Source organism: Paenibacillus sp. FSL H7-0714 (assembly GCF_038003765.1).
GTDB lineage: Bacteria > Bacillota > Bacilli > Paenibacillales > Paenibacillaceae > Paenibacillus_AQ.
This window is the reverse complement of sequence record NZ_JBBOPT010000001.1, coordinates 1156824-1181631: the sequence shown is the minus strand read 5'-3', so window position 1 is coordinate 1181631 and position 24808 is coordinate 1156824. Positions and strand designations below refer to the sequence as shown.

Sequence of the window (24808 nt, the reverse complement as noted above, 5' to 3'; positions counted from 1 at the left end):
CTCCTTAATATTCCAAATGTTCACGTCTAGTGACTGCGTTTAGGATAGCAGCTAGTGCGAATGAGAACAGGAACACAATTACACCGATTGCCATACCGTAACCATACGAAGAGTTGGTATACGCCTCTTTGTACATATAGCTCAAGAATACCTCAGTAGAACCGTCAGGCCCGCCTCCGGTCATCGCCACAACAAATAGGAAGCTCATATTGATTGTGCTGATGACGAAAAAGGTAAGGGTTGTACGGATATTTGTCCAGATTAAAGGGATCGTAATAGTGAAGAATTGATGTATCCTACTTGCACCTTCAAGGTCAGCGGATTCATATAAGCTTTCAGGGATATTTGCCATACTTGCCATATACATAACCATGTAATAACCGATAGCCTGCCAGATCATAGCGCCTGCGAGTGAGAAAATAACGATTTTCTGATCACCCAACCAAAGTGTTGGGTCTGATGTTGCTTCGCGGAATAAATTTAAGAATGCATTTAGCAGTCCGCTATTTGGATCATAAATTGCAGAGAATATTGCACTGATAACAACAACAGATAGAATGTTCGGGATGTAGAAGATAACTCGTAATACATTTTGTCCTTTTAGATTTTCTCGTGAAAGCATGGACGCGAACACTAGAGCAAAAGCAAACGTAATGATCGTAACTAAAATGATAAGTAGAAGACTGTTCTGAAACGCTTGATAAAATTTATCACTTTGAAAAAGCTTCTCGAAATTTTGCAGCCCTACAAAGGTTTTGTCATCTGTGTATCCACCCCATTTGTACGTGGACATACGGAATACATTGATTGTAGGTATAATTAGAAAAACAACGAATAGGATTATGGCGGGAGCAATACAGAAGAAAATAAAACGCCCTTGTCCTTTCTTGATTTCCATTGGTCCATCTCCTTCTTAAGGTAAAAATAATGGTGGCAGCTTCGCGCATGCCACCATTGTTCACAGATTGAATTGGTATCCAGCATTGCCTTTAATTATTTCAACGCTCCACGTAACTGATCGCTTGCTTTCGTAATCGCTTCAACCCACTGTGCTTGTGTCTTAGCCTTAGTCACAAGGGAATCCACGGTACCAAATACGGTATCCGAAATACTTACCCCTTCAACCGGATCTGTTGTAGCAAATGCCCCCATAGCTGCCTTTGCACCACCATCATAGATGCTATAGAAGAGTTTATTGTCACCTTCCAATTTGCCTGCCATACCGTTAATAGGTTGGACTGCACCTACTTTAGCAAAAATGCCTGCTGCTTCATCTGAATAAAGATAAGCAATAAATTGTTTTGCAAGATCTGCATTTTTAGCTTTCGCAGGAACCCAGATTTGTTCAAAGAAGGTGTAGGAGTATCTATCACCACCAGCTTTTACAGCTGGTAGAGCAGTGAATCCCCATTTAAATCCTTCAGCACGAGGTGCTTGACCCATTTCACCAACAACCCATGTACCGTTTGGCATGAAGATAGCTTTGTTATCAAGAATAAGCTGTTGATTCTTAGTGAAGTTGTCTTTATTTCCATTCGCCGGAACTGTTTTTTCAGTATAGGAAGCTAACTTATTAATAATATCAAATGCTTGTGTTGCTTCTGGTGTTTGCCATATTCCTTCTGTGTAATGCGTCGCTTTGGTGAAGAAATCAGGACCCCCAACTTCGTTAAGCAAAGCATAGAAGAATGAATCGAAATAACCGGTCGTTGGATAGGAGAACAATGCAATTCCATCAGCCTTAGCTTTGTCTCCTAATGCCCACATTTCATCCCAAGTCGTAGGGACCGCCCAGCCTTTCTTCTCAAGTAAGTCAGCATTGTAGAACAGACCCGTTGGGCTATAGAACATTGGCATTAGGAAGGTTTTCCCATCACCATAAGGGTTCGTAATAGTTGTATCCGTAAACCCAGGAATAAGCTTGTCCTTTACGGTAGCACTCTCACCGGGAACAGTCATTGAAAGTACGTCTGTAAGATCAGTGAGGTTATTGTCCTTAATGAAGGTTTCTGTCAAACCTTTAGGCTGACCTACGGCAAGATGGATGACGTCAGGAAAATCTCCTGATTTCATACCAGGTCCGATAACATCTTCAAGGCTTTTGTCGATCGTTGATTCAACTTTCACACCAGGGTTAGCTTTTTCGAATCCAGAAATTACCTCTTTCCATACATCAGATCCGTAAGCGGTTTCTAAAGCGGCTAGCTTAAGAGTACGAGTTTCGGCAGTCGAATTAGAGTTCTTCGATGTGTTGGTGGCATCTGTAGATGTGGAACTAGAATTACTTTCAGTATTACCACCACAGGCCGCAAGACTTAGAGACAGTGCAGCTGTAAGTGCAAGGCTAAGAACTTTTCTCATAATAACCCTCCATATTTATCTTTTTATTGATGCTGTAAACCGCATACATAGGAGCTTTCTTACTCATTCATCTTATCCGATCGTTCGAGTTTCTTTCAACAAACATGTTGCCGTTCATTTTATATATCTTGCTTTATTAGAATTTTTTTATAAATTATTGACTATTTCAATTTATTGTTATGCAGTCTAGTAATTGTGGTAAAGTAAGCTTATATCAACGCAAAGGACTGACCTTATTTGGGAAATGTACGTTATTCGCTACCTGGTAAAGGACGTGGAGAAATTCCCGCCAAGTTAATCTATGTCAGTTCCTCTATTTATGAAGGTGATTGGTACAGCATGCGTCATTCTCATAATTTTTCCGAGCTTTTTTATGTCCGAAGCGGGCGGGGAAACTTCATTGTAGAGGATGAAATCTATCCAGTGAAGCAAGACGATCTAGTTATTGTGAACCCGAATGTGGAGCATACCGAGCTATCGGTTAGTAGTGATCCACTTGAATATGTCGTGCTTGCGGTTGAGGGGATGAGCTTTGACTTTGGCGATCGAAGTGCTAGCCGTAATCATGAGATCATCAATTATCGTAATCAGAGGGATGAGTTATTCTTCTATTTCAACGCCATGCTTCGGGAAACGGAAAATAAAGATGCAAACTATGAGGCCATTTGTCAAAACTTACTAGAGGTTGTAGTCACTATATTAATGAGAAACTCTGGCCATCCATTTTCCGTCGTGGCTACTCAAAAGGCTAACAAGGTATGTAGCAGGATCAAACGTTATATTGACTCTAACTATTCAGAGGAGATTTCACTTGACTATCTGGCAGAAAAAGCACATTTCAGCAAGTATTATCTGGTGCATACCTTTGCAAAATATTATGGGATGTCACCCATCAATTATTTAATTGATGTCAGGCTTCGTGCCAGTAAGGAGTTACTAGAAACCACGGATCTCTCCATCTCTCAAATTGCGGAATCTACTGGTTTTTCTTCCCAAAGCTATTTCTCACAAAGCTTCCGCCGAAGCTGTAATCTAACTCCACGCGATTACCGACTTCAGACCAAGAGACGAGTTCAATGACGGGCGTAGAATTGTTTAATAATTCCGCGAAAAAATCCTGAAAATCCAAACAAAAAATTTATATCCCTCATGGAACAGCGCGCACCGATTGAGTATCGGCACGCGCTGTATTTCTAAGCTAGATAAAGAGAAATATTTAATTGTTTGATTTTCTCAATCCACTCTTCTGATAAACCTCTATCGGTTACAATCGCATCAAAATCATTTAACGAAGCAAAGTAAGTGGATTTAACCATATCAAACTTAGAGGAATCAATCACTAAAATTTTCTCAAGGGCACAATTAATTGCCGCATTCTTTGTGTCCACTTCACAACTGTTCGTGCAAGTAATGCCTAATTTAGCATTAACTCCAGCAGCAGAAATAAATGCTTTTGTTGTTCGTGTTCTACTTATTAAATCCAACCCTTCTCTGCTTTCAAACATTTGAAGTTCTGGACGGTAATGACCACCAATAAGAATAAAATCCTTAAATCCTTTTTTATGAATCTCAATTAATGCGTTCATAGTACAGCAAACAATTTCCACAGAATGATTTGACGGAATATGTTCGATGATTTGAGCGGTTGTTGTACCAATATCAATAAAAATAATATCGTTAGGCTCGATTAGTGAAGCTGCTAACTTACCTATATTATATTTTTCTGATGCTCGATTATTTTTTTGAGTTGTCAAATCATATTCATCTTGTTTATTCTCATTAGGGTCAGAACCATTATAAATAACCGCACCTGAAACAACTTGAACGATTTTATTTTCTTTTAGATATTTAATATCTCGGCGAACAGTCATTTCTGTGACATCAAGTTGATGTGAAAGTTCTTTGATGGATGCGCCACTTTTATTTTTTAGGATTGATACAATTGTATTTACTCTCTCTTGCTTATCCATACCGGTTCATCCTAACTACTAATAATAAAGTATAATTATCAGAATTATACCATATCTAATACCCCAATACTTCCTGCCCTTTTACAATTTTAACTATGGCACTAGTTCCTAAACGGTCTGCACCCAAATCGATAAATGCTTTAGCATCATCCAAAGAGCGAATGCCTCCAGCTGCTTTAATCTTCACATTCTGACCTATGTTCTGTGCAAACAGGCTGACATCCTCTTTAGTTGCTCCAGCTTTTGAAAATCCAGTGGATGTTTTGATATAATCAGCACCAGCTTTTGTAACAAGCTCACATACTTTCACTTTTTCCTCTTGGGTGAGCAAACAGGTTTCAACAATAACCTTTAATACTCTACTTCCACATGCATTTTTAATGGCACGTATTTCGTCGCAAACTTCCTCATAACGTCCACTTTTTAAGAAGCCCACATTGATCACCATATCAATTTCCGATGCTCCATTTGTAATTGCGTCCGTTGCTTCAAATACTTTAACAGCTTGTGTACTATAACCATTCGGAAATCCGATAACTGTACATATTGCTATTTTGCCTTCAACATAATTTGCAGCTTCTCTAACATAAGCACTTGGGATACAAACACTGGCCGTCTGGTATTTCATCGCATCGTCACATAAATTCTTTATATCATCCCATGTAGCAGTAACATCAAGGAGGGTATGATCTACTTTTCCTAATATATCTTTAACATCCATTCTGTTCACTTCTCCCTTAATAATTAATTATAAAACATTTAAAATGTTAATATTCTAACAATTATTATTGCACTACATGTAACTAGTTTTTCCATAGCCATTGAAGGTGAAGAACCGAGCTCTGGGTGCGTGCAACTGCAACTAATAAGTGCTCCTAATATGTATCGGTTTAAGTTGCAATTCCTCAGTTTCCGCTACAAATCAGGTTTTTCCCCAATAACTCACAGGAACAACTACTGTTCTGAATCACACTCCTCCTTCTAATAACTCCAGGATATTTCATTTGTTACATTACCAATATATATTGTTACATTAATAACATATGTTTGAATTATAACACAATTATGAATATAGTCAATTAAAGTAAAGTTGAAGCCCTTATTCGTGTCATACACCAATACATAGGCAGGAGCATAGACTTTAGGTATCTGTTAATTAGAGGTATCTAAGGAGGTTAATAAGTGGGATATTTTCACTTCAGAAATCCGTACTATGTGTGCCCAGGTCGTAGTTTCCCCCCATTCCAACCAATGACTCCAGGTGGCATGCAATCAGGCGGACCCATGCCCATATATCCTGGAAGCGGCACCCAACTACCAGGAATGCAGACGCATTCTAGTGGTGGCCCAGTATTTGCATATCTAACCATCACTGATATTCAACCTTTCCTCGGAAAATGGGGCATTTTCACCTTAAGTAGTGGTCAAAAGGTTGTAGCCTATGTCAATACAGTTAATGCTGATTCAATTAGTGTGCTATTTGCAGATGGCAAAAGTGCTGTCATTGACGTAAAAATGATATCCATGGCTGAAGGGCCGTTTCCCACAATGCCAGCTACTCCTGGTAGTGGATCTGGCGGGGGACCTGGTAGTGGTTCTGGTAGTGGTTCTGGCAGCGGCCCTGGTAACTGCACTTGGAAAGAAATCCCCGGCCTTGGTTGGATTTGCATATAATAACTCACGATCCGTCTATGGGATTTTTCCTTCCGACGCATTTTTTTGTATTGTTTTACTAGATTACTTGTTGATATACGAAAAGGCCGCCGGATGATTTCCGACGACCTCTATAACTTCTCTTCAGGTTAAGTTATGATGCTGAGCAATAACCCCTTCTTGAGTTTGCTGATCCAACTTATAGCATATCAAAGCAATCACACATGCTGATATCGCCAGAATGGAAGCAGCTATAGGTAGGGAGATTAATCCTCCATGCTGGGCAACCACTCCACCAATTGCGGATCCTCCTGCGATTCCCAGGTTAGACGCTACTGGATTCAACGATGCAGCAAGGTCCTTCGATCTTGGTGAATACTGCTTGGCCAAATCTATCAAATAGAGCTGGGCTGGTGCGCTAACAATACTCGACATTACGGCTAGCATCATTAGTACGATCATTCCTAGAATCGAGATCGATGCGGTCAAACTAAAGACGATATAGACCACAGCTTGGATAAGAAATACGAATCTAAGCTTACTTACCGCATTTCCGGTTGCAACCTTGCCTCCAATCCAGTTGCTGACAATCGTGGCAATCCCGTATACAAACAGTACGCCACTAACCGAGCTCTTAGGAATATTCATCACTTGCTCCAGCAATGGTGTAATGTACGTGTACATCACAAACACCGCTCCCACTGCCGTAACTGGAATGAGAAACGCAAGAATAATGCGTCCATTCGTGAGCAGTTCGATCTGATCCTTAAGTGAGCTAGGTACAGGCTTCGGTAGTTTGCGTGGAATATAGGCATAATTTAGCGCTATGGCAATTCCGGCTAATACCCCATTTAGTACAAATGCTGCAGGCCAGTTGAAATACTGCCCTACAAAAGTGCCGATCGGTACACCAAATACATTCGCAACAGCGAAACCGCTCAAAATTGTAGCGATCGCTTTGCCTCTTTTCTCCGGGTCCACCGCTTCATTCGCTACCGTAATGGCTACAGAAAGAACAAAACCACATAGTACGGCAGTAACTATTCTAGTCACTAGCAGCATACTGTAGGTTCCAGTTATAGCACTCCACAAATTCAGCAGCAGAATCAATACAAGCGATACAAGAATCGTAATCCGTTTCGGGATACGGCTGAACAAAGACATCATAATGGGTGTGCCAATGGCATAAGCGATCGCGAAACCAGATACCAAGCCCCCGGCTGTCGCTAACGTTACTCCGAGGCTCGAGGATATTTCCGAGAGTAAACCAACGATAATATACTCCGTCGTACCCAGAATAAACGCCATAAAAGTAAACGAGAAAATCAATGCGTTCTGTCGTGATGTTGTCATGGTGCTCTCCATCCTATTTATCTCTATTTTTATAAGAACATACCTACTCATAATACTCATTTAGACTATATTGAGCAATCCTATTTTTCATAAAAAAAGAAGCTTCACACAAGTTCAAAGAACTCATGAGAAGCTTCTAGTTTTACATCATGGAATTATTTTGCTTCAAAGAGCTGTTCAAAAGGTCTCTAACTCATTTTACCTACAACCTTAACTCTTAATCTGGTTGCATTTTCCGGATGATAGGCAAGTGGCGTCTCTTCAACCTCAACCAATTTAATCGTAGTAGGATCGGCTCCTGCCAATACCGCTTGTTTCACCGCTTTTTCCTCAGCATCCCTTAACGACTGCTCTCGCGGCTCTCGCGAATAAATATAAATTTGTTCATACTGTCCGCTAATTTGAGAAATCGATGCACCGATGGCATTGGCAACTCCACCGTTCTCTACTTTAATAATGCTGGCTACTCCGGGAATTCCATCTGGAATAATAACACTGCCCCCGCCTACGAGTACAATCTGTACATCTTCGGAAGAAGTTTTCATCTTATCAATCGCCTTGGCTATGATCGAAGAAATTACGGATAGGACTTGTTTGGAAAATTGCTCATCGATGTGACTTACTAAACTTTTATCTCCCACGTCAGCTAACCCAAGGCGAACCGCAATATCCGTCGTAGTCAAGGTGCTTCCACCAAATACGAGTGCTTCTTCTGTGATCTTATAGCCCACGCTATCCGGCCCAACTGTAATCTTGCCATTGTCTACGCGAACAATACTTCCGCCGCCAAGTCCTACAGAGATAATGTCTGGCATTCTAAAGTTCGTGCGAATATCTCCTACTTCCACTGCTACAGAAGACTCTCTTGGAAATCCATCCTGTAAGACACCGATATCCGATGTGGTGCCACCAACATCGAGTACCATCGTATTTTTAATGTTCGCTAAATAAGAAGCTCCCCGGATGCTATTTGTTGGTCCACAGGCAATCGTAAGGATCGGAAATTGCTTAGCATATTCAATCGACATAAGTGTACCGTCATTTTGGCATAAGTACACCTCAGCGCCTTGAATCCCTTCTGCTTCTAACGCATTTTCAAAACCTGTGCTAGTGGTCTCGATGACTTTGCATAAAGCCGCATTCAGTATGGTTGCATTCTCACGTTCAATCAGGCCAACAGACCCGATCAAGGAGGAGCAAGAAACCGGATAATTTGTCCCGTATGCTTCCCAGATTAAGTCTCGAACCTTGAACTCCTGGTCATTTTTGATGGATGAGAACACACCAATGATCGCAATAGATTCTACTTTATTTCGCCATTCTACTAGAAGCTCTTTAATCTCCTCCTCATCAAGCTCACTGAGCAACTTACCATCATATTCATACCCACCATGAACTAATGCATAGTTTCCTGATAGTTTTTCCACCATGTCTTTAGGCCAAGCCGTATATGGCAGAACAGAAGCGGTAGCAGGGAATCCTAACCGAATCACACCAACTTTGGCTAATTTCTTCCGTTCCACAATGGCATTAGTACACTGCGTTGTCCCAAGCATTGCATGTGTGATTTTCGTTTTATCAATGCTCGCTTCCTTCAATACATTACGCAGTGACGTCTCAATCCCCGTTTTTATATCCAGTGTCGTTGGGGATTTAACGCTATGAATTAATCGGCTTTGCTCGTCCAAAATAATAGCATCGGTATTCGTGCCACCTACATCTATTCCAATTCTAAACATGTTTAGCCACCGCCTTACTCACCAATTCTTCAATAGGAGCATAATCGTAATCATACCCAAAGTATCTCGGTCCTACCGTTTCGATTCCTTTTTCCGTTCTCCATTTAGGATGTGCCGGTAAGCCAATGACGCGTACGCGTTTTCCATATTTCAAGCTCTCTGTTGTAACAGGCAATAAAGTTTCATAATCGACTAAGCATATTAAATCCGGGGTCATGGCTACAACCTGGCCATTTTTCTTGGCAAGCAGATTCTCATTTTGAAAATATACCTTCATCTGCTCCTCTTTATTTCCTTCAATGCCCTCTAGGTTCATTTCCCCAAAATTGAAGCCGCCTTTGGTTTCCCGGATGACATCTGTTATTTTCCCTTGAAACAGCTCGTAACCGGATGTCAGGTTTAGAAGCTCTTCAAGCTTGTCTTTTGCATCTCTGTTGTTTGAAGAAATGATCTCTCCAATCTGCTCAGATAGCGTCACGATGTTATGGACACCGCTGTTCTTGATTTGAGCCCCAGTCGTTGGATACAGACTTACCAAAGCACTAGCTCCCATCTCCACAGTAGCTGTACGGGCTAACCGTTCGGTCCATTTATTATCGATCGTCTCAAAAATACCAATGTTCCCTTTTTCATCCGAAATTGCGAGCGGCGCAGCCGAAATGCCATCCAGGTTAAACGTCACCATCTGCAATTCAGGAAATGCCCTCCCCATCCCATCGCAATCAATAAGCGGTAAATTCAGCTGTGCTGCAACGACGATCGGAATCATCGAATTGACTCCACCTGCTTCCATCGGAAATGTGCCTGTAATTTTTTCTCGGCCCAAATATTTGGCCAGCATCTGAAATACCTTAACAAACTCATCGCCTTTCGGAAATTTCTCCACTAATACAGAAGGCGCACCCATCATGGCGGAAGGAATGAAAAAGTCTTCATCCTCGATTTCATCCACAGAGTAAAGTCTTACAGGTCCGTACTTTTCAATAGCCGAAAGAGCCATGAGTTTACCGATGTAAGGATCTCCTCCTCCACCTGTGCCTAAAAATGCAGCGCCTACGGCAATATGTTCAATCGATTGTTTATCTAAATATCTCATTTATTTCCCTCCAATATGACAGTTTTTGAGGCAGTAAATCGGTAGCAGACAATATATAAGACAAATGAAATGACGATACCGAGTAATGGCTGATTTGATAATTGAGGTAAGCTTGGGAAAAAGGACAGCACAACGGGCATACAAGCAATAATGGATCCGACCAGCCAAGAAAATACCCCTAGACGATTAACGCCCTCTGTTTCCTTCCAACGGTTCTTATCGCCTTTATTCATGATCCAATAGGATGCAATCATAACCCCTGCTACCGGCGGAACCATAGCTGACAAGATCGACATCACTGGCGTGAAGTAATTCAAGATACCGATCACGGCGAGTACAGTCCCGATGAGTCCAGCAATCCCTACTGCCCATTTCTCTTTTTCTTTGGAAATATGCAATACATTGGTAAGCGCAAATCCACCCGAGATTGCGTTGACCATATTCGTTTTCCAAGCAGCCAGAATCAAAACAGTACCCCCAATAAAAGGCGTTGTAATATTTATAAAGACGGCCGCAATATCGCTAGTCTGGTAAGCAATCGATAAAATAGCACCCACACTAATCATCAGTACGCCAGAAGGAACAATTCCGATTAACGCTGCTTTTAATACGTCAGAACGTTTTCTTGAGAACTGAGAGTAGTCGCCTGCAATGACAGCCCCTAAGGCAAATGAGCCTATTGTTACAGCTAAGCCATCCATGAAATTCATATGCTTCTCAGGCTGGTAGCTCCAAATGTTCTGCACGGAATCCATAGTGAACACTTGAACTAAACCATATATGCAAATCACGATTAATAAAGGTACTGCAATATAACTAAGTACTCTCAGCACTTTCATTCCGTACATTGCTGAGATCACCATAACCAAACCGCTAATTAAAGAAGCAAGGGGAACTGGGACTATCACTCCATACTCCGCCAGCAGGTTCGCCAGTGCCGCCCCGCATACATTAGCCTGAATCCCGAACCAACCGAGGCAAGCAATAGCGAGAATAATGGATAAAATCGTTCGCGAGCCTTTTTTGCCAAAGACTTGGGCTGCGACTTGAACGGTTGTTTTCCCAAGATCCGTACTCTGAATCCCCTGAAGTATCATAAGGACAACGATAATGGCGTACCCTAAAAAAGCGATCAATAATGTCATAGGTAAGCTCATACCAGATATCAACGTATTCCCAACCAGGAGGCCAGGTATACTGATCACCGCTCCGGCCCATACCATCCCCAGAGTGAACCAAGACTGAGGTGCTCCGTCCTTTCTCATGTTAGTTCTCCTCCTCGAAAAGTAATTTTTCTTATTATAGAAGGAACCATGAGATTACGTCTTTTTCTAAAATAAAAAAAAATCCGTGATTTTTGTCTTATTCGACAAAAACTACGGATTATACTAGCTATGTGTGAGTCGATAAATCATGCAAGCGATATACACATCGTAAGATTCGGAGTTGACGGTTACATCATAGCCAATTAATTCACTGATCTTTCTAATACGATATTTTACTGTATTTTTATGAACAAACAGCATTTTCCCACAGTTATCAAAATTCCCCTTTGCATCTAACAAGAAGGTTATGAGTGTTTTTATCGACTCTGGATCACCTAGAATGGGGTCAATCACAGACATCCATTCTTCAAGTATTTCTTCTCCCTGTTCACTTAACTCAATAGCTTGTTTCATAGAACGCATCTCGGCTGCTGTGTACAATTTACGATGCTCATACATCAGATGGACTTTCCGTCCCACACTGTTCACCAGCCGATACATGCGTCGTACATCTTGTGTATTTCTCATTCGGGGAGCATAGACCATTTCGGAAATAAGCGGGGCTGAATTCGTCGTGTCAATATACTCCCCTGCAATTTCATACTCATTGTACTTGTAAGAGCAATTTCCCATAAGGGCTATTATACAATGATCGATAGTTTGAATGACCGCCGTTTTATAATATTTGAACAAATGCTCTTCCAGCTCTTCACGAATTTGTTTCTCTTGCGATAAATCGTGAATATATACTAACCACATCATCTGAATGGAAGAGACATCAATGTGGAGAAAATGAGCCAGTCTTCGCATTTTTTCGCTTTCATCATTAATAATTGCTTTTACCAAGGCATATTCGCTAACCTCGTTATGCTTATCCCCCCACAAATTGATCGCTACTTGTACAACCTCGCTGATTTTATCGATGGTCTTCGCAGGTAATTTTGAGTTCTCTTTAATCAAAAATAAATGCAGCGCTTCTCCGTTTTTTTGATGAATACTCTTGTATTCCACATAGCAATTTGAAACAGGCTCTGTTTGTCCTTTCGTCATATTCATCAAATAGGGGGCGAAGGTCTCAATAATATACCCCACGTTTAACGATGAATTACGGGGCCACATTACTTGATTTACGATATCTAACTGGGTGTTCGTCAGGATGACGTTCGCTTTCAGCCGATCAGACAATATTTTCAGCGTAATTTCGACGCTCCGTGAGTGTTCTGGCAAAAGGGATACTTTCTCTAACGCTTCATTTACAAAATTATCATTGATCGTCTGATTGTTCAGAACAATCGCTTCCATCACTTCATAAATCACTTCGTTGTAACGAAGTGAAAAATCATTTTCCGGCATACAAATGATGATGAAATTTTTGGACTCTGCTAATTGCAGTACCTCGTCAGCTACTTCAGGAATGATAATTCCTACATAGTATAAGATCAATCCTACTTCTCCAAGCTCGTGCAAGTACTCAATCGTTTCACACTGTTTCTCTACACTGTCCTTAATGGAGTAAAAAGAGCTGATCACTATCTCTTCCGCATACCACTCTTCTTGAATGGAATGGACAATTCGAGAAGAATAATCCGCATTTGAAACCTCTAGTACGGATAAAGAAGAAATGGTGCGGTGTAGATTATTATTTCCAGTTAGCACCTTTGCTCCTCGAAAGGAAGGAAGTTGCAGCATATCTTTTACAGTTATCCCCATATCTTCACCACTTCTACTGTATTGTTATCTCATGTTGCCATTAATAAAGCTTTATACATCTTATTTTAGCACTTCAAGCTATAAGCTATGTATATTGATTTCGCTGTATGTATTCTCCTTTCTTCTGTGCAATAAACGAAAAAAAATGATAATATGTATGTTGGGTAAAAGGTCTTTGCTATAACTTATATGTTTTTATATATCGCAACAAGAGGAGATAATATGAGTAACGAACAAAACTTTTGGCTTGATTTACCGAAGCCGTTTTTTATATTAGCACCAATGGAAGATGTCACAGATGTTGTATTTCGTCACGTCATTAGTGAAGCTGCCAAACCCGACGTGTTTTTCACAGAATTCACTAATACAGAAAGCTATTGTCACCCTGTAGGAAAAGACAGTGTACGTGGTCGATTAACGTTCACAGAAGATGAGCAACCAATTGTCGCTCATATTTGGGGTGATAAACCTGTATTTTTTGAACAGATGAGTATTGATATGAAAAAACTTGGTTTTCGCGGTATCGATTTAAACATGGGATGCCCCGCACAAAACGTCGCGTCCAATGGAAAAGGTGCTGGATTAATACTACATCCTGAGGTTGCAGCAGAAATTATTCAAGCAACAAAAGCCGGTGGATTGCCGGTTAGTGTTAAAACAAGATTGGGTTACTCTGAGATTGATGAGTGGCGGGATTGGTTAACACATATATTGAAGCAAGATATTGCGAATCTTTCCATTCACCTTCGTACAAAAGAAGAAATGAGTAAAGTAGATGCACACTGGGAGTTAATCCCTGAAATAAAAAAATTACGCGATGAAATTGCTCCAAATACGTTATTAACTATAAATGGAGATATCCCGGACCGCGCAACAGGATTAAAGTTAGTTGAGCAATACGGCGTTGATGGTGTCATGATTGGCCGCGGCATCTTCACCAATCCATTTGCTTTTGAAAAAGAACCTAAAGAACATAGTCCAAAGGATTTTCTCAATTTACTTCTATTACAGTTGGATCTTCACGATAAATATTCAAATGAACTCGAGCCACGTTCATTTAAACCACTTCTTCGCTTTTTCAAAATCTATGTTCGTGGATTTAGAGGCGCAAGCGAATTAAGAAACCAATTAATGGATACAAGATCAACAGATGAAGTACGTCGTTTAGTAAAAACTGTTTTAGAACAAGAATTAGAATGAGGCATATTCACCTGTGAATTGCCCCGTTAATTAGACAGTATAAAACTATCTAATGCTTAACAGAATGAAAGGCCTCTCGTATTCCTACGAGAGGCCTTTCATTTTTACCCTATACGGTCAGAACGTAGTCCTCAATTCTAGTAAATCAACTTATCCCCATATGGCAATGGAGATGATCCCACAGGTAATCACAGCCGACATGATAATTCTTCGTACTCCTTGCTTCTCTTTTAGTACAAGTATGCCAAGAATCGTACCTACAACAGTTCCAATTTCTCGTATTGGCGCAATTGAAGCTAGTGGAGCAAGCTTCATCGCCATCAGAAACATAAAATAAGAAGCTGGCGAGCAAATACAACCAATCAAGATCATTTTCCAGTTTTGTTGCCATTCCCTTATAATTTGTGCACGACCGGCTCTTATAACCATGAAGAAAGCGACGATTACATAATTAATATTGGATAATTCAAGCGTTGATAGTGGAGATAATTGCTGGACAATTAGTTTGTCCATTAATGTATAGCCTGCAACACACATCCCTACTACAATTGCATAAAAAATGGATATAGAATGAGTCGTTTTCCCTTGATTTGCATGACGATTAACGATTCCACTAATAATAAAGAGCCCTACTATGATACAACAAAAGCCTATCCAGCCTACTAGAGTTAAGGAATCCCCGAATAACACAACACTTAACAAGGTCACTAGCATGACACCAGTACCTCGCATGATTGGATAGGTCTGCGATAAATCACCATAGGAATACGATTTAGAGAGGAAAATGAAGTACGACCCTTGAAATAAAGCAGATATCGCCATATAGCCAAGTGTCTCCGCATGAAGCTCAACTTGGAGCAGCTCAATAATAAAATAAGGTAATAGAGCAAGTGTACCAACAATATGAATCGACCAGAGAAATACGTATTTATTCAAACTTCTCTTTGTAAATAGGTTCCATACCGCATGGGTAATACCTGAAAATAAAACTAAAAAGAATGCCATTGAAATCATAAAAATATCCTCATTTCACTTATGCGCTAACTCATATGTCCAGTTGCATCCCATCAAATGCTACTGTAATCCCATTCGGCTCAAAAATATGAACCAAATCTTCATGCAACAGATGAGCATTATGAGAGAAATGAGTGACTACGATTCGCCCTTCTGCTTTCATAACAAAATTCTCGATTAACCATTCCCGTGTTTTTAGAGTATCTTCAACATTCATGTGAACTTCACAATTTGGGGCATTCCCAGTCGTACATTCTAGAATAGCAAGATCCAGTTTTTTTCCTTTCAACCAGTCCCAAGTCTGTTTGGGAAACCAACCGCTGTCGTGACCATAGAAAATGGCTTTTTCATCCTTTTCTATGTAATACAATAAACAAGTTTCTTTAGAATCATGATTGGCAAGCAATGGCGTAATCGTAGCTGTTTGTGTTTGTACGGTTTCAAAGGGCTTCAAGTTGTGAAGTTGGAAGCGATGCCTTTCCGTGGCAAGCAATTGACTACAGTGCTTAATAGGCAAATCATGACCGTATAGATGAAGTTCTTCCTCTTCATTAAATTGAGCATAACCAAGCGCACGAATCAGTAAATCTTCAGGATACAAATGATCGGAATGTGAATGTGTAAACAATAAATCGCGAACCTTATCCATATCTACAGAATCACGAATGGAATGATGTAAGGTGTCCGCCGGAAAATCAATCTTAAGTATTTCATCAATCAAGACCGAAGTGCGTGTACGAATATTTTTTCCACCACGTACTTTGGCATGCTTGCAAGTCTCGCAATGACAGAATAGCGAGGGAATTCCTTCAAATGCAGCCGTTCCATGAAAAAGAACCTTCATAAATATTCCACCCTTGTAGTAGAGAACAACAGGAGGTTAATCCTGTTGTTCTCTCCGAGTAACACTCTAAACTGGCTCACTCACTTAATATTTGCATCATCCAAATACTGCAACCATTGCTTCGTGTATTCCGCTTGAATTTTATCGAGACCAGCTTTTTTCGCCTTTTCCATAAATAACTTCAAGCCGGCTTCAACATCCTTAACCATACCATCATTCAAAGGATATAAGTACTGCTTTTCAACTTGTAGAAGGGCCGCCTTCTCTGCTTGATAAGACGTCCAATCCTCTCCGAAACCTTGGAAAATATTCGGTTTTGCTATCTTATCCATTTCATCGAACATGTCTAGCACAGCTTGATAGCTCTTATCAAACAACATGAACTCCGGATTTCTCCATGCCCATCCATTCATACCTTCTCTTGTGAATCCATTTGATTGGGCATCACCAAGCATTTTATAATATTTCCCATCTTCAATTTCAAAATGCTTGCCTTCAATACCGTATTGCGTCAGCCAATTGTAGCGTTTATCCGTGACCAATTTCTCATAGAAAGCAAGAGCTCTCTCTGGGTTTTTGCTGCTGCGTGGAACTGCAAAGCCATTATGAATCGGGTGAACGGGTGAAGAGAATCCTTTCATATTGGGATACGGGGAATAGCCTAGCTCCCAATTCGGATGCAGTGATTTCACTTTGACAACAGCATCACCAAAGCGGTTAGGATTCTCACTTCCCAAAATTGCTGCGGCTTTACCGGCAGCAAATATATCACTACCACTATCTTTAATGTTCAGCATATTCTTCATAAAGTACCCTTTTTCTTGCCAACTCCTGAACATTTTTAAATCTTCCAAATGCTGCGGAGAGCCCCAATAGCTGGTTACGTCTCTTGGAGTGTCATACATGATGCTAAGTCCATATGGAACTTTATCGTTGGTATTCACAGTCGTAGTGGTCATTTGACGGATGGAATCTACATGACTAACCTCAGTATCCGCCAGAGGTAGCATATCCGGTTCATTCTTGCGTATGCCATCCAAATACTGCTCTAGCGTTTCGAGTGATTCCGGCTTTGGCAAATTATACTTTTTACGCAAATCTTCCCGATAGGCAATACCATCATTTACATACTCCTTCCAGATAGCTGGAACGGTGTAAATTTTCTTATCAACCTTGACTGCTTCCCAGAAATCCTGTGGTACATATGCTTGTAGCTTAGGTGCAGCCTTCGGTAGGAGATCATCTAGCGGAAGGAAAGCCCCTTTCACCGCATATGACTGGTAATTTGTCCATTCTGCCGTAAAGATCAGGTCAATCGGCTGCCCTGAGGACAACAGAAGCTTATACTTCGACTCCCAGTCTGTCCAGGTTGTGAAGTTGAATTTGACGGTTGCATTCAAATCTTCTAATGCCATTTTGTTAACTTCATCCTGAATGAGATTTAAATCCTTTGGGGCATCGCCCAGCATATAGAACTGAAGCTCTACTTTCTTGGATGTGTCGATTCCAGTCGCTTCTGATGCTTCTGGTGCTGGAGTACTGGTATTCGAATTCGAATTCGTTGTTGATTCTGACGATGCCTCCTTAGTATTCGTGCTATTACTACTGCAGCCAGCAAACAAACTTGCAGTTAAGAATAAAGAAGTGCCGATCGTTAACAATTTCTTTTTTCCTTTTCTCATACTAACCCTCCCCTTAATTAAATGATCTATGTCAGCCGATCGCATACGAGTTCCTTTCGTTTGCTTTCGGTACTAACCCTTCACTGCACCAATCGTTAATCCCTTCACAAAATATCGCTGCACAAACGGATATAAGAAAATAATGGGTCCAGTAACGACGATCGCCATTGCCATCTTGGTCGACTCTGTCGGAATGTCACGCCCTAGGGTTACACCGGTTCCAGTGGCCATTTGAGAAACGAACATCATGGTATTGATCGTGTTATACAAGTAGTATTGAAGCTGATACATGCTAACGTCATTAATGAACAAAGAAGACATGAACCAGTCGTTCCAGTACGTCAGAGCAAGGAACAGACCGACAGTCGCTATGCCAGGCATAGCAAGCTTCAGCACGATACTGTAGTAGATCCTAAAGTCGTTCGCGCCATCGATTTTGGCCGATTCGAATAATTCTTCCGGAATCGCAGATTTGATAAAGTTTTTCATTAAAATAATGAGAAAAGGTGTCATAAGACCAGGTAATATCAGTACGGCATAGGTGTCTGCCAGCCCAAAGTATGTAGTCAGCATGATGTACCAGGGCACAAGCCCCCCTCCAAACAGCGTTGTGAAATAAATGAAGAAGGACAAATGATTGCGATACTTGAAATCTTTCCTCTGCAGAACGTAACCCGCCATCGTAATAAGAAACAATCCCACCAACGTTCCAATCACAGTTACAAAAATCGTTACACCATAAGCCTTGATTAGCTGAGTTGGAAAGATAAATACCATTTCATAACCTTCCAGCGAGAACACTTTAGGAATCAAGTGAAAACCGTCGCGAATAATGGATTCATTGGCTGTCAATGAGCCTGAAATGATCAGAAGGAAAGGAAAGAGACAGAGCAAAGAAAAAATCATAATAATCAGGTAAGCCATCATGCGGAAAACTCTAGAACTTAGAATGTTGTCATCCAATGTAATCCCTCCTCCCTACTTTAGAACAATGCGTAGTCATCATTAATTTTCTTGATGATATAATTCACTGTCATAATCATTACAAATCCGAAGATAGACTGATACAAACCAGCAGCAGTTGCCATACCAATATCAAAATTAACTTTCAAAGATCGATAAACGTAAGTATCTACAATATCCGTAACGTTGAAGAGCACTCCGTTGTTCCCGACAAGCTGATAGAACAGATCGAATTGACCTTTCATAATGCTTCCGAGTGCAAATAAGAGCAGAATGATAAATGTTGACTTCAGCATAGGTATGGTAATATACCAGATTCGCTGAAAAATATTTGCACCATCAATTTTGGCAGCTTCGTAATACTCATCGCTAATTCCCATGATGGATGCAAGATAAATGACCATGGAATAACCCAGGTTCTTCCATAAATAAAATGCTGTAATCAGAAATGGCCAGAGCCATGGTGTATTGTATATGTCTACTGGATCCAATCCGAACGATTTGAGTAACTGATTAACAAAACCAGAATCAGCGTTAAACATGTTAAACGCTAAAACACTAATCAGAACAAACGAAACGAAGTAGGGTAGAAACATAATGGATTGTGATAACTTTTTAAATAGCTTCCCTCGGACTTCACTTAATAGGATTGCTGCCCCTATAGATACCGCGTTACCTAATATGATAAAAACCACGTTGTATCCAAGCGTATTGATTGTCAACTTCAACAGAATTCCAGATTGCGTTAAAAATTTAAAATTGTCTAACCCTACAAACGGACTTCCAAATAAACCACCTGCAAAATCATAACTTGTGAATGCATAATAGATGCCGACCATTGGAGCATAAGAATTTATTAAGAAAAAAAGCAGTGTCGGTGCTATCATCAAAAACATGATTTTATTCTTATTTAATTCATAAAAAAAACCTTTCTTCTTAAACATGACTGACCTCCTCCTGAATAGAATTGCTCGTGAATCTTACTTCCAAATCATAGAAGAAGCGGATTCGATAATATACTGTACAATGACACACATTGCTGTAATCTCGGTATTTGTGAAGTATGAAATTTCTGTACTTTTGTGAATATTCACTACATTTAACCTAATTTCGGCTGCTGGATTTATAAATTTGATTGAAAGCACCAGACTGATGATTTATACTCAGACCAGCGATGAAAGGGGTTTCAAAAAATGATAAAACATTGGTCTAAAGAGCATAAAAAAGTTTACAGCCGAATACTCCTTGGCTCTATTGGATGTGTTGTTATTACCCTTTTGATAACTTCAACTATTCTTTATATGAACTTTACAAGCATCGCACTTAAACAAGTTTATCGTTCCGATTCAAATAGTCTAAATCAAATTAAAACGCAATTATCTACTATGACAGAGACTGTTACCTCACTGTCCTCCCAGATTTACTATGATTCTGCGGTATCTAAGTTGTTGTATTATGCGGACTTGAATATCTATGATGTCATTTTTGCACAGCAACAACTTGATAACTATCGCGCATCCTTACCATTCATTGAATCCATTTATGTATATAATGCGAAATCCAATCAGTTCTATATTAGTTCCAATAATTCACGAAGCGGAATTCAACCGAAGTCCGAACTGGATGATGATGGAATTCTAGACCTTTTTATGAAATTCAAAGAACATCGCCCCTTTCAACCGATTCCCAGAACCTATAACATCGGTTCGGTTCAGACCACTCCAGTATCAAGCTACACTTACTTATGTTATAGCGTCATTGATGATAATAAAGATTTAAATACAGCTGTTGTTGTCAATATCTCGGCATCATGGTTAGGCCTGCGAATGGATCAGTCGGGGAAAGAGATCTCGGAGAATAACACGTTTATCATTAATCAGGATGGAATATTATATTCCAGTAGTGATAAGCAAGAGATGCTAACTGATATATCTGATAAAACCTATATACAGAAAATTATTCAGGATACATCAGAATCTACATATTTTGTAGACACTGTGGATGGAGTTAAATCTTTAATAACGTTTACTACACCCGATTCATTAGGCTGGAAATATGTTCGGATTACCCCTTATAGCAATATCACTCAAGAAATAAATGAAATGAGGTATCGAATATTATTTATCTGTATTGGCATTCTTCTCTTAGGATTGTTGATTTCGTTAACTTTATCCCATAGCATATATCGCCCGATTGACAAAGTCATACGCAAGTTCAAAACCCTGGAAACAGAAAGACGTAACCATCAACATATTCTCAAACAGGATTTTCTTAGAAATACGATTTTAGGTAGAGAAACGAATAATGCTGAGGTATTACAACAGAAATTACATTACTTCAATTCAGAGCTTATGGTTAATAATAAATCACTGATTGTTTTGATAAGGATCGATCAATTCCCCACAGTCCTCGAGAAATACAAAGAAGATATAAAATTGCTCAAATATGCCATAATGAACATTTGTACAGAAATTTCTTCACCGATCTTTCAAGTCGAAGCCATTGATATGGGGGATGATAGTCTTTTACTTTTGCTAAACTTTCATGATCCGCTTTATATAACGGAACGGGATTCGTTGATTGAAATGGCAGAGCTTATGCAGTTGTCAATCACCAAACATTTAAAATTATCCATCACGATTACCTTTAGTCCTGTGAAGGAATCCATTGAGCAATGCATCTTAGTCTACAAGCAAGTACTTGAGGCTTCTTATCATCGATTATTCAAAGGATACGGCAGCATCCTCTTTTCGGTTGACATTATGAACTTAAAATCCAAAGAATATATGTTTCCAGTTCACAAAGAAAAACAGTTCATTGAATCCTTGATGTCAGGAAATGCGGAAAAGGCACGGAGCATCTATATTGATATCGTAGGAGAAATATCAGAATATTCTTTTACCGTTGTTCAACTTGTCGTATCGCATTTAGCACTTACTGTTAATAACGTCTTGCGAACATTAAAAAAGAACAATGCGATTTTAACATTACCCGAATTCGATACAACGTTCTTACTACCAAATCATGTTGAAACCATGGAAGAAATCAACACTCCATATTACAAGATATTTGAAGAAATAAGTGAAAAACTCGAAGAGAAAAGAAGTACAAAACAAGAAGATCTCATTAGAAAAGTACATCAAATTATTGAGCGAGATTATAGCAATTCCAACCTGTGCATAAATTCAATTGCAGACGAGCTCTCGATGTCTCCAATCTATTTGAGCCGGTTATATAAACAATTAACTACAAAAGCACTACCCGATATAATTAGTGAAATGCGGTTGAATAAAGCCAAAGAGCTGTTGAAGACCTCTGAATGTACCATTGTTGATATCGCAGAAAAAACTGGATTTACTAGTAGTTCGTATTTTTATCGTTTATTTAAGAATAGTACTGGTATAACCCCGAGCGATTATAGAAAAAAAAGAGACCCTCTACAATTTTGTGCAGCAAGCGAAAAAAAATGATACTATGTATGATGGGCAAAATGTTGTAAAAGAAGGAGAACTTAATGAGTAACGAACAAAATTTTTGGCTTGATTTACCAAAGCCGTTTTTTATATTGGCACCTATGGAAGATGTCACAGATGTTGTATTTCGTCACGTGGTTAGTGCAGCTGCAAAACCAGATGTGTTTTTCACGGAATTCGCAAATACAGAATATTACTGTCACCCTAAAGTAAAAGTAAAAGAAAGTGTACTTAGTCGATTAAAGTTCACAGAAGATGAACAACCGATGGTCGCTCATATTTGGGGTAATAAACCGGAGTATTTTGAACAGATGTGCATGGATATGAAAAAGCTTGGTTTTCGTGGTATCGATATTAACATGGGATGCCCAGTAAAAAACGTCGCAACCAATGGAAAAGGTGCTGGATTAATTCGACATCCTAAAGTAGCGGCAGAAATTATCCAGGCAGCAAAAGTTGGTGGATTGCCGGTTAGTGTGAAAACAAGATTAGGTTACACTGAGATTGACGAGTGGCGCGATTGGTTAACACATATACTGAAACAAGATATTGCGAATCTTTCCATTCACCTTCGTACCAAAAAAGAAATGAGTAAAGTAGATGCACACTGGGAGCTTATCCCTGAAATCAAACAATTACGCGATGAAATTGCTCCAAATACGTTGTTAACGATTAACGGAGATATTCCTGACCGTGCAACAGGCTTAAAATTAGTCGAACAATACGGCGTGGATGGTGTCATGATTGGCCGAGGTATTTTCAAGAATCCATACGCTTTTGAACTAGAATCTAAAGAACATAGTGTGGAGGAACTTCTTCATTTACTACTTTTTCATTTAGATCTTCACGATAAATATTCAAAAGAACATGAACCACGTCTATTTAATCCACTTCGGAGCTTCTTCAAAATCTATATTCGTGGATTTGATGGTGCCGACGAACTAAAAAATCAATTGATGGAGACGAATTCAACCGATGAGGTGCGGCGATTGGTGCAACCTTTTTTAGATAAAGAATTAGAGTAATTCGTAATAAAAATTAACGGCCTCAGTTCTGAATTTCATCAGACAGAGGCCTTTTTTATTAAAGATAACCTAATTCCACTCAAGCTTTGGCAGCATTTCTTTTTGCAGTTCACACATTTCATCGATCATCGCACAAGCTTGATAATAGGTTGGAGCTTGCGGATCAAGCAGAATCGCTTGCAGCAATTTTGTTCTCGACTCTTCAACAAACGCCTCAAGTAACAGCTTATGGATTGTACCTTGGATATGGATCGTTCCGATAATGGCAGTTGGCAGTTCAACCGTCATTGGCTTAAATTCGATACCATTTTTGTTAACGATCGCTTGTGTTTCAACGACCATATCCTCTGGAAGTCCTTTAATCGCACCATGGTTTGGCATATTAACAGCATTCAGCTCGATTTCATCGTCGAAGAAGATCGCTTCGATAATTGGCACTGCATATTCATTACTGATTTGAACCTTATCTTTATCAAATAGATAAGCCTGCTCAGACCACTGCTCTTGATTCAGCGTATTCTCAAATAAGCCTTTATCCAAAGTACTGCCACTTGCACAGTATACAAATTCAGGTGTTCTGGAGTCCTTCTTCCACAGCTGCTCACTCATTGGGTCGTAACGGAACTGCAAGGGTAGTCCAGCATAGAAATCTTCAGCCCATGAGATATACTCACCGCAATGGTTAGTACCTGGGTAAGGATAGTATCCGTACGTATGGTACAACGTTCTGGATAATCCAATATGATCGAAATGTGCCAAACGGTTAGCTAGCTTTTCTTTCTCGTGGAATAGAGGATATAAATCTTCTCCCGTGTTCTTGTTCCATATCTTCGTGAAGAAGCCAAAGTGGTTCAATCCGCCGCCTTCAATCGCAATATCTTTACTATCCATCTCCAGAAATTCAGCTAGCTGATGAATACCCATGTCTAAACCATGGCACAAGCCCACCACTTTGATTGAAGTTAATTTGGAAATGGCTTCCACTAGCTTTGCTTCCGGATTCGTATAGTTAATTAGCCAGGCATTTGAACAGACCTTTTCCATCGTCTTTGCAATTTCCAGCATTGGACCTAGATTTCTCAATGTATGGAACATAGATCCTGGACCGCCGTTCTCACCATATAGCTGTTTGCTACCATAACGCCGTGGAATGTGAAAGTCTTGTGACCAGTAGTGATATCTCTCTACCTCAATCGCAACGATAGAGAAATCAGCATCCTTTAAGGCATCTTCCAAATTCGTCGTTTGCCAAATCTTCGCAGGATGAGAAAATGCCGTAAACATTTCGGTTGCATACTTGTATGTTCTATTCACGTTTTCTTCTACAATGTCCATAAGCGCGATTTCGAGTTCTACTTGATTTCTCAAGCGTTCTGATAACACGAGATCTTGAAGTGCTCCTAGTCCAAAGGAAACACTTCCTGCTCCGATTAACGCAACCTTCAACTTTTTCATGATCT

20 protein-coding genes are annotated in these 24808 nt (G+C 39.9%); 5 read left to right on the top strand and 15 right to left on the bottom strand.

The features are described 5' to 3' along the window. Positions 1-4: 4 nt before the first annotated feature. Together NST34_RS05170 and NST34_RS05165 are read right to left on the bottom strand one after the other, a co-directional pair. Complete coding sequence (locus tag NST34_RS05170) at positions 5-898, bottom strand: carbohydrate ABC transporter permease (protein ID WP_076283951.1); 894 nt, start codon at positions 896-898, stop codon at positions 5-7. A 95-nt stretch (positions 899-993) separates the two neighbouring features. Then, the gene (locus NST34_RS05165) at positions 994-2361 is read right to left on the bottom strand and encodes a carbohydrate ABC transporter substrate-binding protein (RefSeq protein ID WP_076283950.1); all 1368 of its coding nucleotides are present in this window, start codon (positions 2359-2361) and stop codon (positions 994-996) included. A 237-nt stretch (positions 2362-2598) separates the two neighbouring features. Here NST34_RS05165 and NST34_RS05160 point away from each other — a divergent pair, with 237 nt between their 5' ends. Then, on the top strand, positions 2599-3441 hold the full coding sequence (locus NST34_RS05160; protein WP_076283949.1) for an AraC family transcriptional regulator: 843 nt from the start codon (positions 2599-2601) through the stop codon (positions 3439-3441). A 113-nt stretch (positions 3442-3554) separates the two neighbouring features. Here the strand turns inward: NST34_RS05160 and NST34_RS05155 are convergent, their stop codons facing one another. Next, a complete protein-coding gene (locus NST34_RS05155; RefSeq protein WP_042185310.1) occupies positions 3555-4331 on the bottom strand; it encodes a DeoR/GlpR family DNA-binding transcription regulator in 777 nt (258 codons plus the stop codon). Positions 4332-4386: 55 nt separating this feature from the next. Then, complete coding sequence (gene deoC / locus NST34_RS05150; RefSeq protein WP_076283948.1) at positions 4387-5052, bottom strand: deoxyribose-phosphate aldolase; 666 nt, start codon at positions 5050-5052, stop codon at positions 4387-4389. A 461-nt stretch (positions 5053-5513) separates the two neighbouring features. On the opposite strand from deoC, the gene NST34_RS05145 reads away from it, so the two are divergent. Beyond that, positions 5514-6005 (top strand): hypothetical protein, encoded by a 492-nt coding sequence (locus NST34_RS05145; RefSeq protein ID WP_341127302.1) that lies wholly within the window; start codon positions 5514-5516, stop codon positions 6003-6005. Between the two features lie 123 nt (positions 6006-6128). Here NST34_RS05145 and NST34_RS05140 read toward each other — a convergent pair whose 3' ends face one another. From NST34_RS05140 to NST34_RS05120, 5 genes are all read right to left on the bottom strand, one after another. Further along, positions 6129-7337, bottom strand: a complete 1209-nt coding sequence (locus NST34_RS05140; protein ID WP_076283946.1) for an MFS transporter — start codon at positions 7335-7337, stop codon at positions 6129-6131. A 188-nt stretch (positions 7338-7525) separates the two neighbouring features. Further along, a complete protein-coding gene (locus tag NST34_RS05135) occupies positions 7526-9076 on the bottom strand; it encodes a hydantoinase/oxoprolinase family protein (protein ID WP_340974362.1) in 1551 nt (516 codons plus the stop codon). Beyond that, positions 9069-10172, bottom strand: a complete 1104-nt coding sequence (locus NST34_RS05130; protein WP_339800909.1) for a DUF917 domain-containing protein — start codon at positions 10170-10172, stop codon at positions 9069-9071. The genes NST34_RS05135 and NST34_RS05130 overlap by 8 nt, the downstream gene beginning before the upstream one ends. Then, positions 10169-11437 carry a cytosine permease gene (locus NST34_RS05125; protein ID WP_076283943.1) on the bottom strand — a complete coding sequence of 423 codons (1269 nt, stop codon included), beginning with the start codon at positions 11435-11437 and terminating at the stop codon, positions 10169-10171. The genes NST34_RS05130 and NST34_RS05125 overlap by 4 nt, the downstream gene beginning before the upstream one ends. Positions 11438-11560: 123 nt before the next feature. Then, the gene (locus NST34_RS05120; protein WP_076283942.1) at positions 11561-13147 is read right to left on the bottom strand and encodes a PucR family transcriptional regulator; all 1587 of its coding nucleotides are present in this window, start codon (positions 13145-13147) and stop codon (positions 11561-11563) included. Between the two features lie 222 nt (positions 13148-13369). Between NST34_RS05120 and NST34_RS05115 the strand changes: the two genes are divergently transcribed. Continuing rightward, on the top strand, positions 13370-14347 hold the full coding sequence (locus NST34_RS05115; RefSeq protein WP_042185302.1) for a tRNA dihydrouridine synthase: 978 nt from the start codon (positions 13370-13372) through the stop codon (positions 14345-14347). 150 nt (positions 14348-14497) lie between these two features. Here NST34_RS05115 and NST34_RS05110 read toward each other — a convergent pair whose 3' ends face one another. From NST34_RS05110 to NST34_RS05090, 5 genes are all read right to left on the bottom strand, one after another. Beyond that, entirely contained in the window at positions 14498-15361 is an 864-nt protein-coding gene (locus tag NST34_RS05110) for a DMT family transporter (protein ID WP_042185300.1), read from the bottom strand. A gap of 31 nt (positions 15362-15392) precedes the next feature. Beyond that, entirely contained in the window at positions 15393-16205 is an 813-nt protein-coding gene (locus NST34_RS05105) for an MBL fold metallo-hydrolase (protein ID WP_339269095.1), read from the bottom strand. 80 nt (positions 16206-16285) lie between these two features. Continuing rightward, positions 16286-17887, bottom strand: a complete 1602-nt coding sequence (locus tag NST34_RS05100; protein WP_341127301.1) for an extracellular solute-binding protein — start codon at positions 17885-17887, stop codon at positions 16286-16288. Between the two features lie 72 nt (positions 17888-17959). Further along, entirely contained in the window at positions 17960-18814 is an 855-nt protein-coding gene (locus tag NST34_RS05095) for a carbohydrate ABC transporter permease (RefSeq protein ID WP_371915721.1), read from the bottom strand. Positions 18815-18870: 56 nt separating this feature from the next. Further along, on the bottom strand, positions 18871-19794 hold the full coding sequence (locus NST34_RS05090) for an ABC transporter permease (protein WP_081951042.1): 924 nt from the start codon (positions 19792-19794) through the stop codon (positions 18871-18873). Between the two features lie 249 nt (positions 19795-20043). On the opposite strand from NST34_RS05090, the gene NST34_RS05085 reads away from it, so the two are divergent. Next, positions 20044-22320: an AraC family transcriptional regulator gene (locus NST34_RS05085; protein ID WP_341127300.1), complete on the top strand. Its 2277-nt coding sequence runs from the start codon at positions 20044-20046 to the stop codon at positions 22318-22320. 44 nt (positions 22321-22364) lie between these two features. Further along, complete coding sequence (locus NST34_RS05080; protein WP_076283935.1) at positions 22365-23348, top strand: tRNA dihydrouridine synthase; 984 nt, start codon at positions 22365-22367, stop codon at positions 23346-23348. 69 nt (positions 23349-23417) lie between these two features. Here the strand turns inward: NST34_RS05080 and NST34_RS05075 are convergent, their stop codons facing one another. Continuing rightward, a complete protein-coding gene (locus NST34_RS05075) occupies positions 23418-24803 on the bottom strand; it encodes a family 4 glycosyl hydrolase (protein ID WP_341127299.1) in 1386 nt (461 codons plus the stop codon). Positions 24804-24808: the final 5 nt, after the last annotated feature.

Coding starts and splice junctions, on each gene's coding strand:
- NST34_RS05170 (WP_076283951.1), bottom strand. CDS start 898: ATGGAAATCAAGAAAGGACAAGGGCGTTTTATTTTCTTCTGTATTGCT.
- NST34_RS05165 (WP_076283950.1), bottom strand. CDS start 2,361: ATGAGAAAAGTTCTTAGCCTTGCACTTACAGCTGCACTGTCTCTAAGT.
- NST34_RS05155 (WP_042185310.1), bottom strand. CDS start 4,331: ATGGATAAGCAAGAGAGAGTAAATACAATTGTATCAATCCTAAAAAAT.
- deoC (WP_076283948.1), bottom strand. CDS start 5,052: ATGGATGTTAAAGATATATTAGGAAAAGTAGATCATACCCTCCTTGAT.
- NST34_RS05140 (WP_076283946.1), bottom strand. CDS start 7,337: ATGACAACATCACGACAGAACGCATTGATTTTCTCGTTTACTTTTATG.
- NST34_RS05135 (WP_340974362.1), bottom strand. CDS start 9,076: ATGTTTAGAATTGGAATAGATGTAGGTGGCACGAATACCGATGCTATT.
- NST34_RS05130 (WP_339800909.1), bottom strand. CDS start 10,172: ATGAGATATTTAGATAAACAATCGATTGAACATATTGCCGTAGGCGCT.
- NST34_RS05125 (WP_076283943.1), bottom strand. CDS start 11,437: ATGAGAAAGGACGGAGCACCTCAGTCTTGGTTCACTCTGGGGATGGTA.
- NST34_RS05120 (WP_076283942.1), bottom strand. CDS start 13,147: ATGGGGATAACTGTAAAAGATATGCTGCAACTTCCTTCCTTTCGAGGA.
- NST34_RS05115 (WP_042185302.1), top strand. CDS start 13,370: ATGAGTAACGAACAAAACTTTTGGCTTGATTTACCGAAGCCGTTTTTT.
- NST34_RS05110 (WP_042185300.1), bottom strand. CDS start 15,361: ATGATTTCAATGGCATTCTTTTTAGTTTTATTTTCAGGTATTACCCAT.
- NST34_RS05105 (WP_339269095.1), bottom strand. CDS start 16,205: ATGAAGGTTCTTTTTCATGGAACGGCTGCATTTGAAGGAATTCCCTCG.
- NST34_RS05100 (WP_341127301.1), bottom strand. CDS start 17,887: ATGAGAAAAGGAAAAAAGAAATTGTTAACGATCGGCACTTCTTTATTC.
- NST34_RS05095 (WP_371915721.1), bottom strand. CDS start 18,814: ATGATGGCTTACCTGATTATTATGATTTTTTCTTTGCTCTGTCTCTTT.
- NST34_RS05090 (WP_081951042.1), bottom strand. CDS start 19,794: ATGTTTAAGAAGAAAGGTTTTTTTTATGAATTAAATAAGAATAAAATC.
- NST34_RS05085 (WP_341127300.1), top strand. CDS start 20,044: ATGATAAAACATTGGTCTAAAGAGCATAAAAAAGTTTACAGCCGAATA.
- NST34_RS05080 (WP_076283935.1), top strand. CDS start 22,365: ATGAGTAACGAACAAAATTTTTGGCTTGATTTACCAAAGCCGTTTTTT.
- NST34_RS05075 (WP_341127299.1), bottom strand. CDS start 24,803: ATGAAAAAGTTGAAGGTTGCGTTAATCGGAGCAGGAAGTGTTTCCTTT.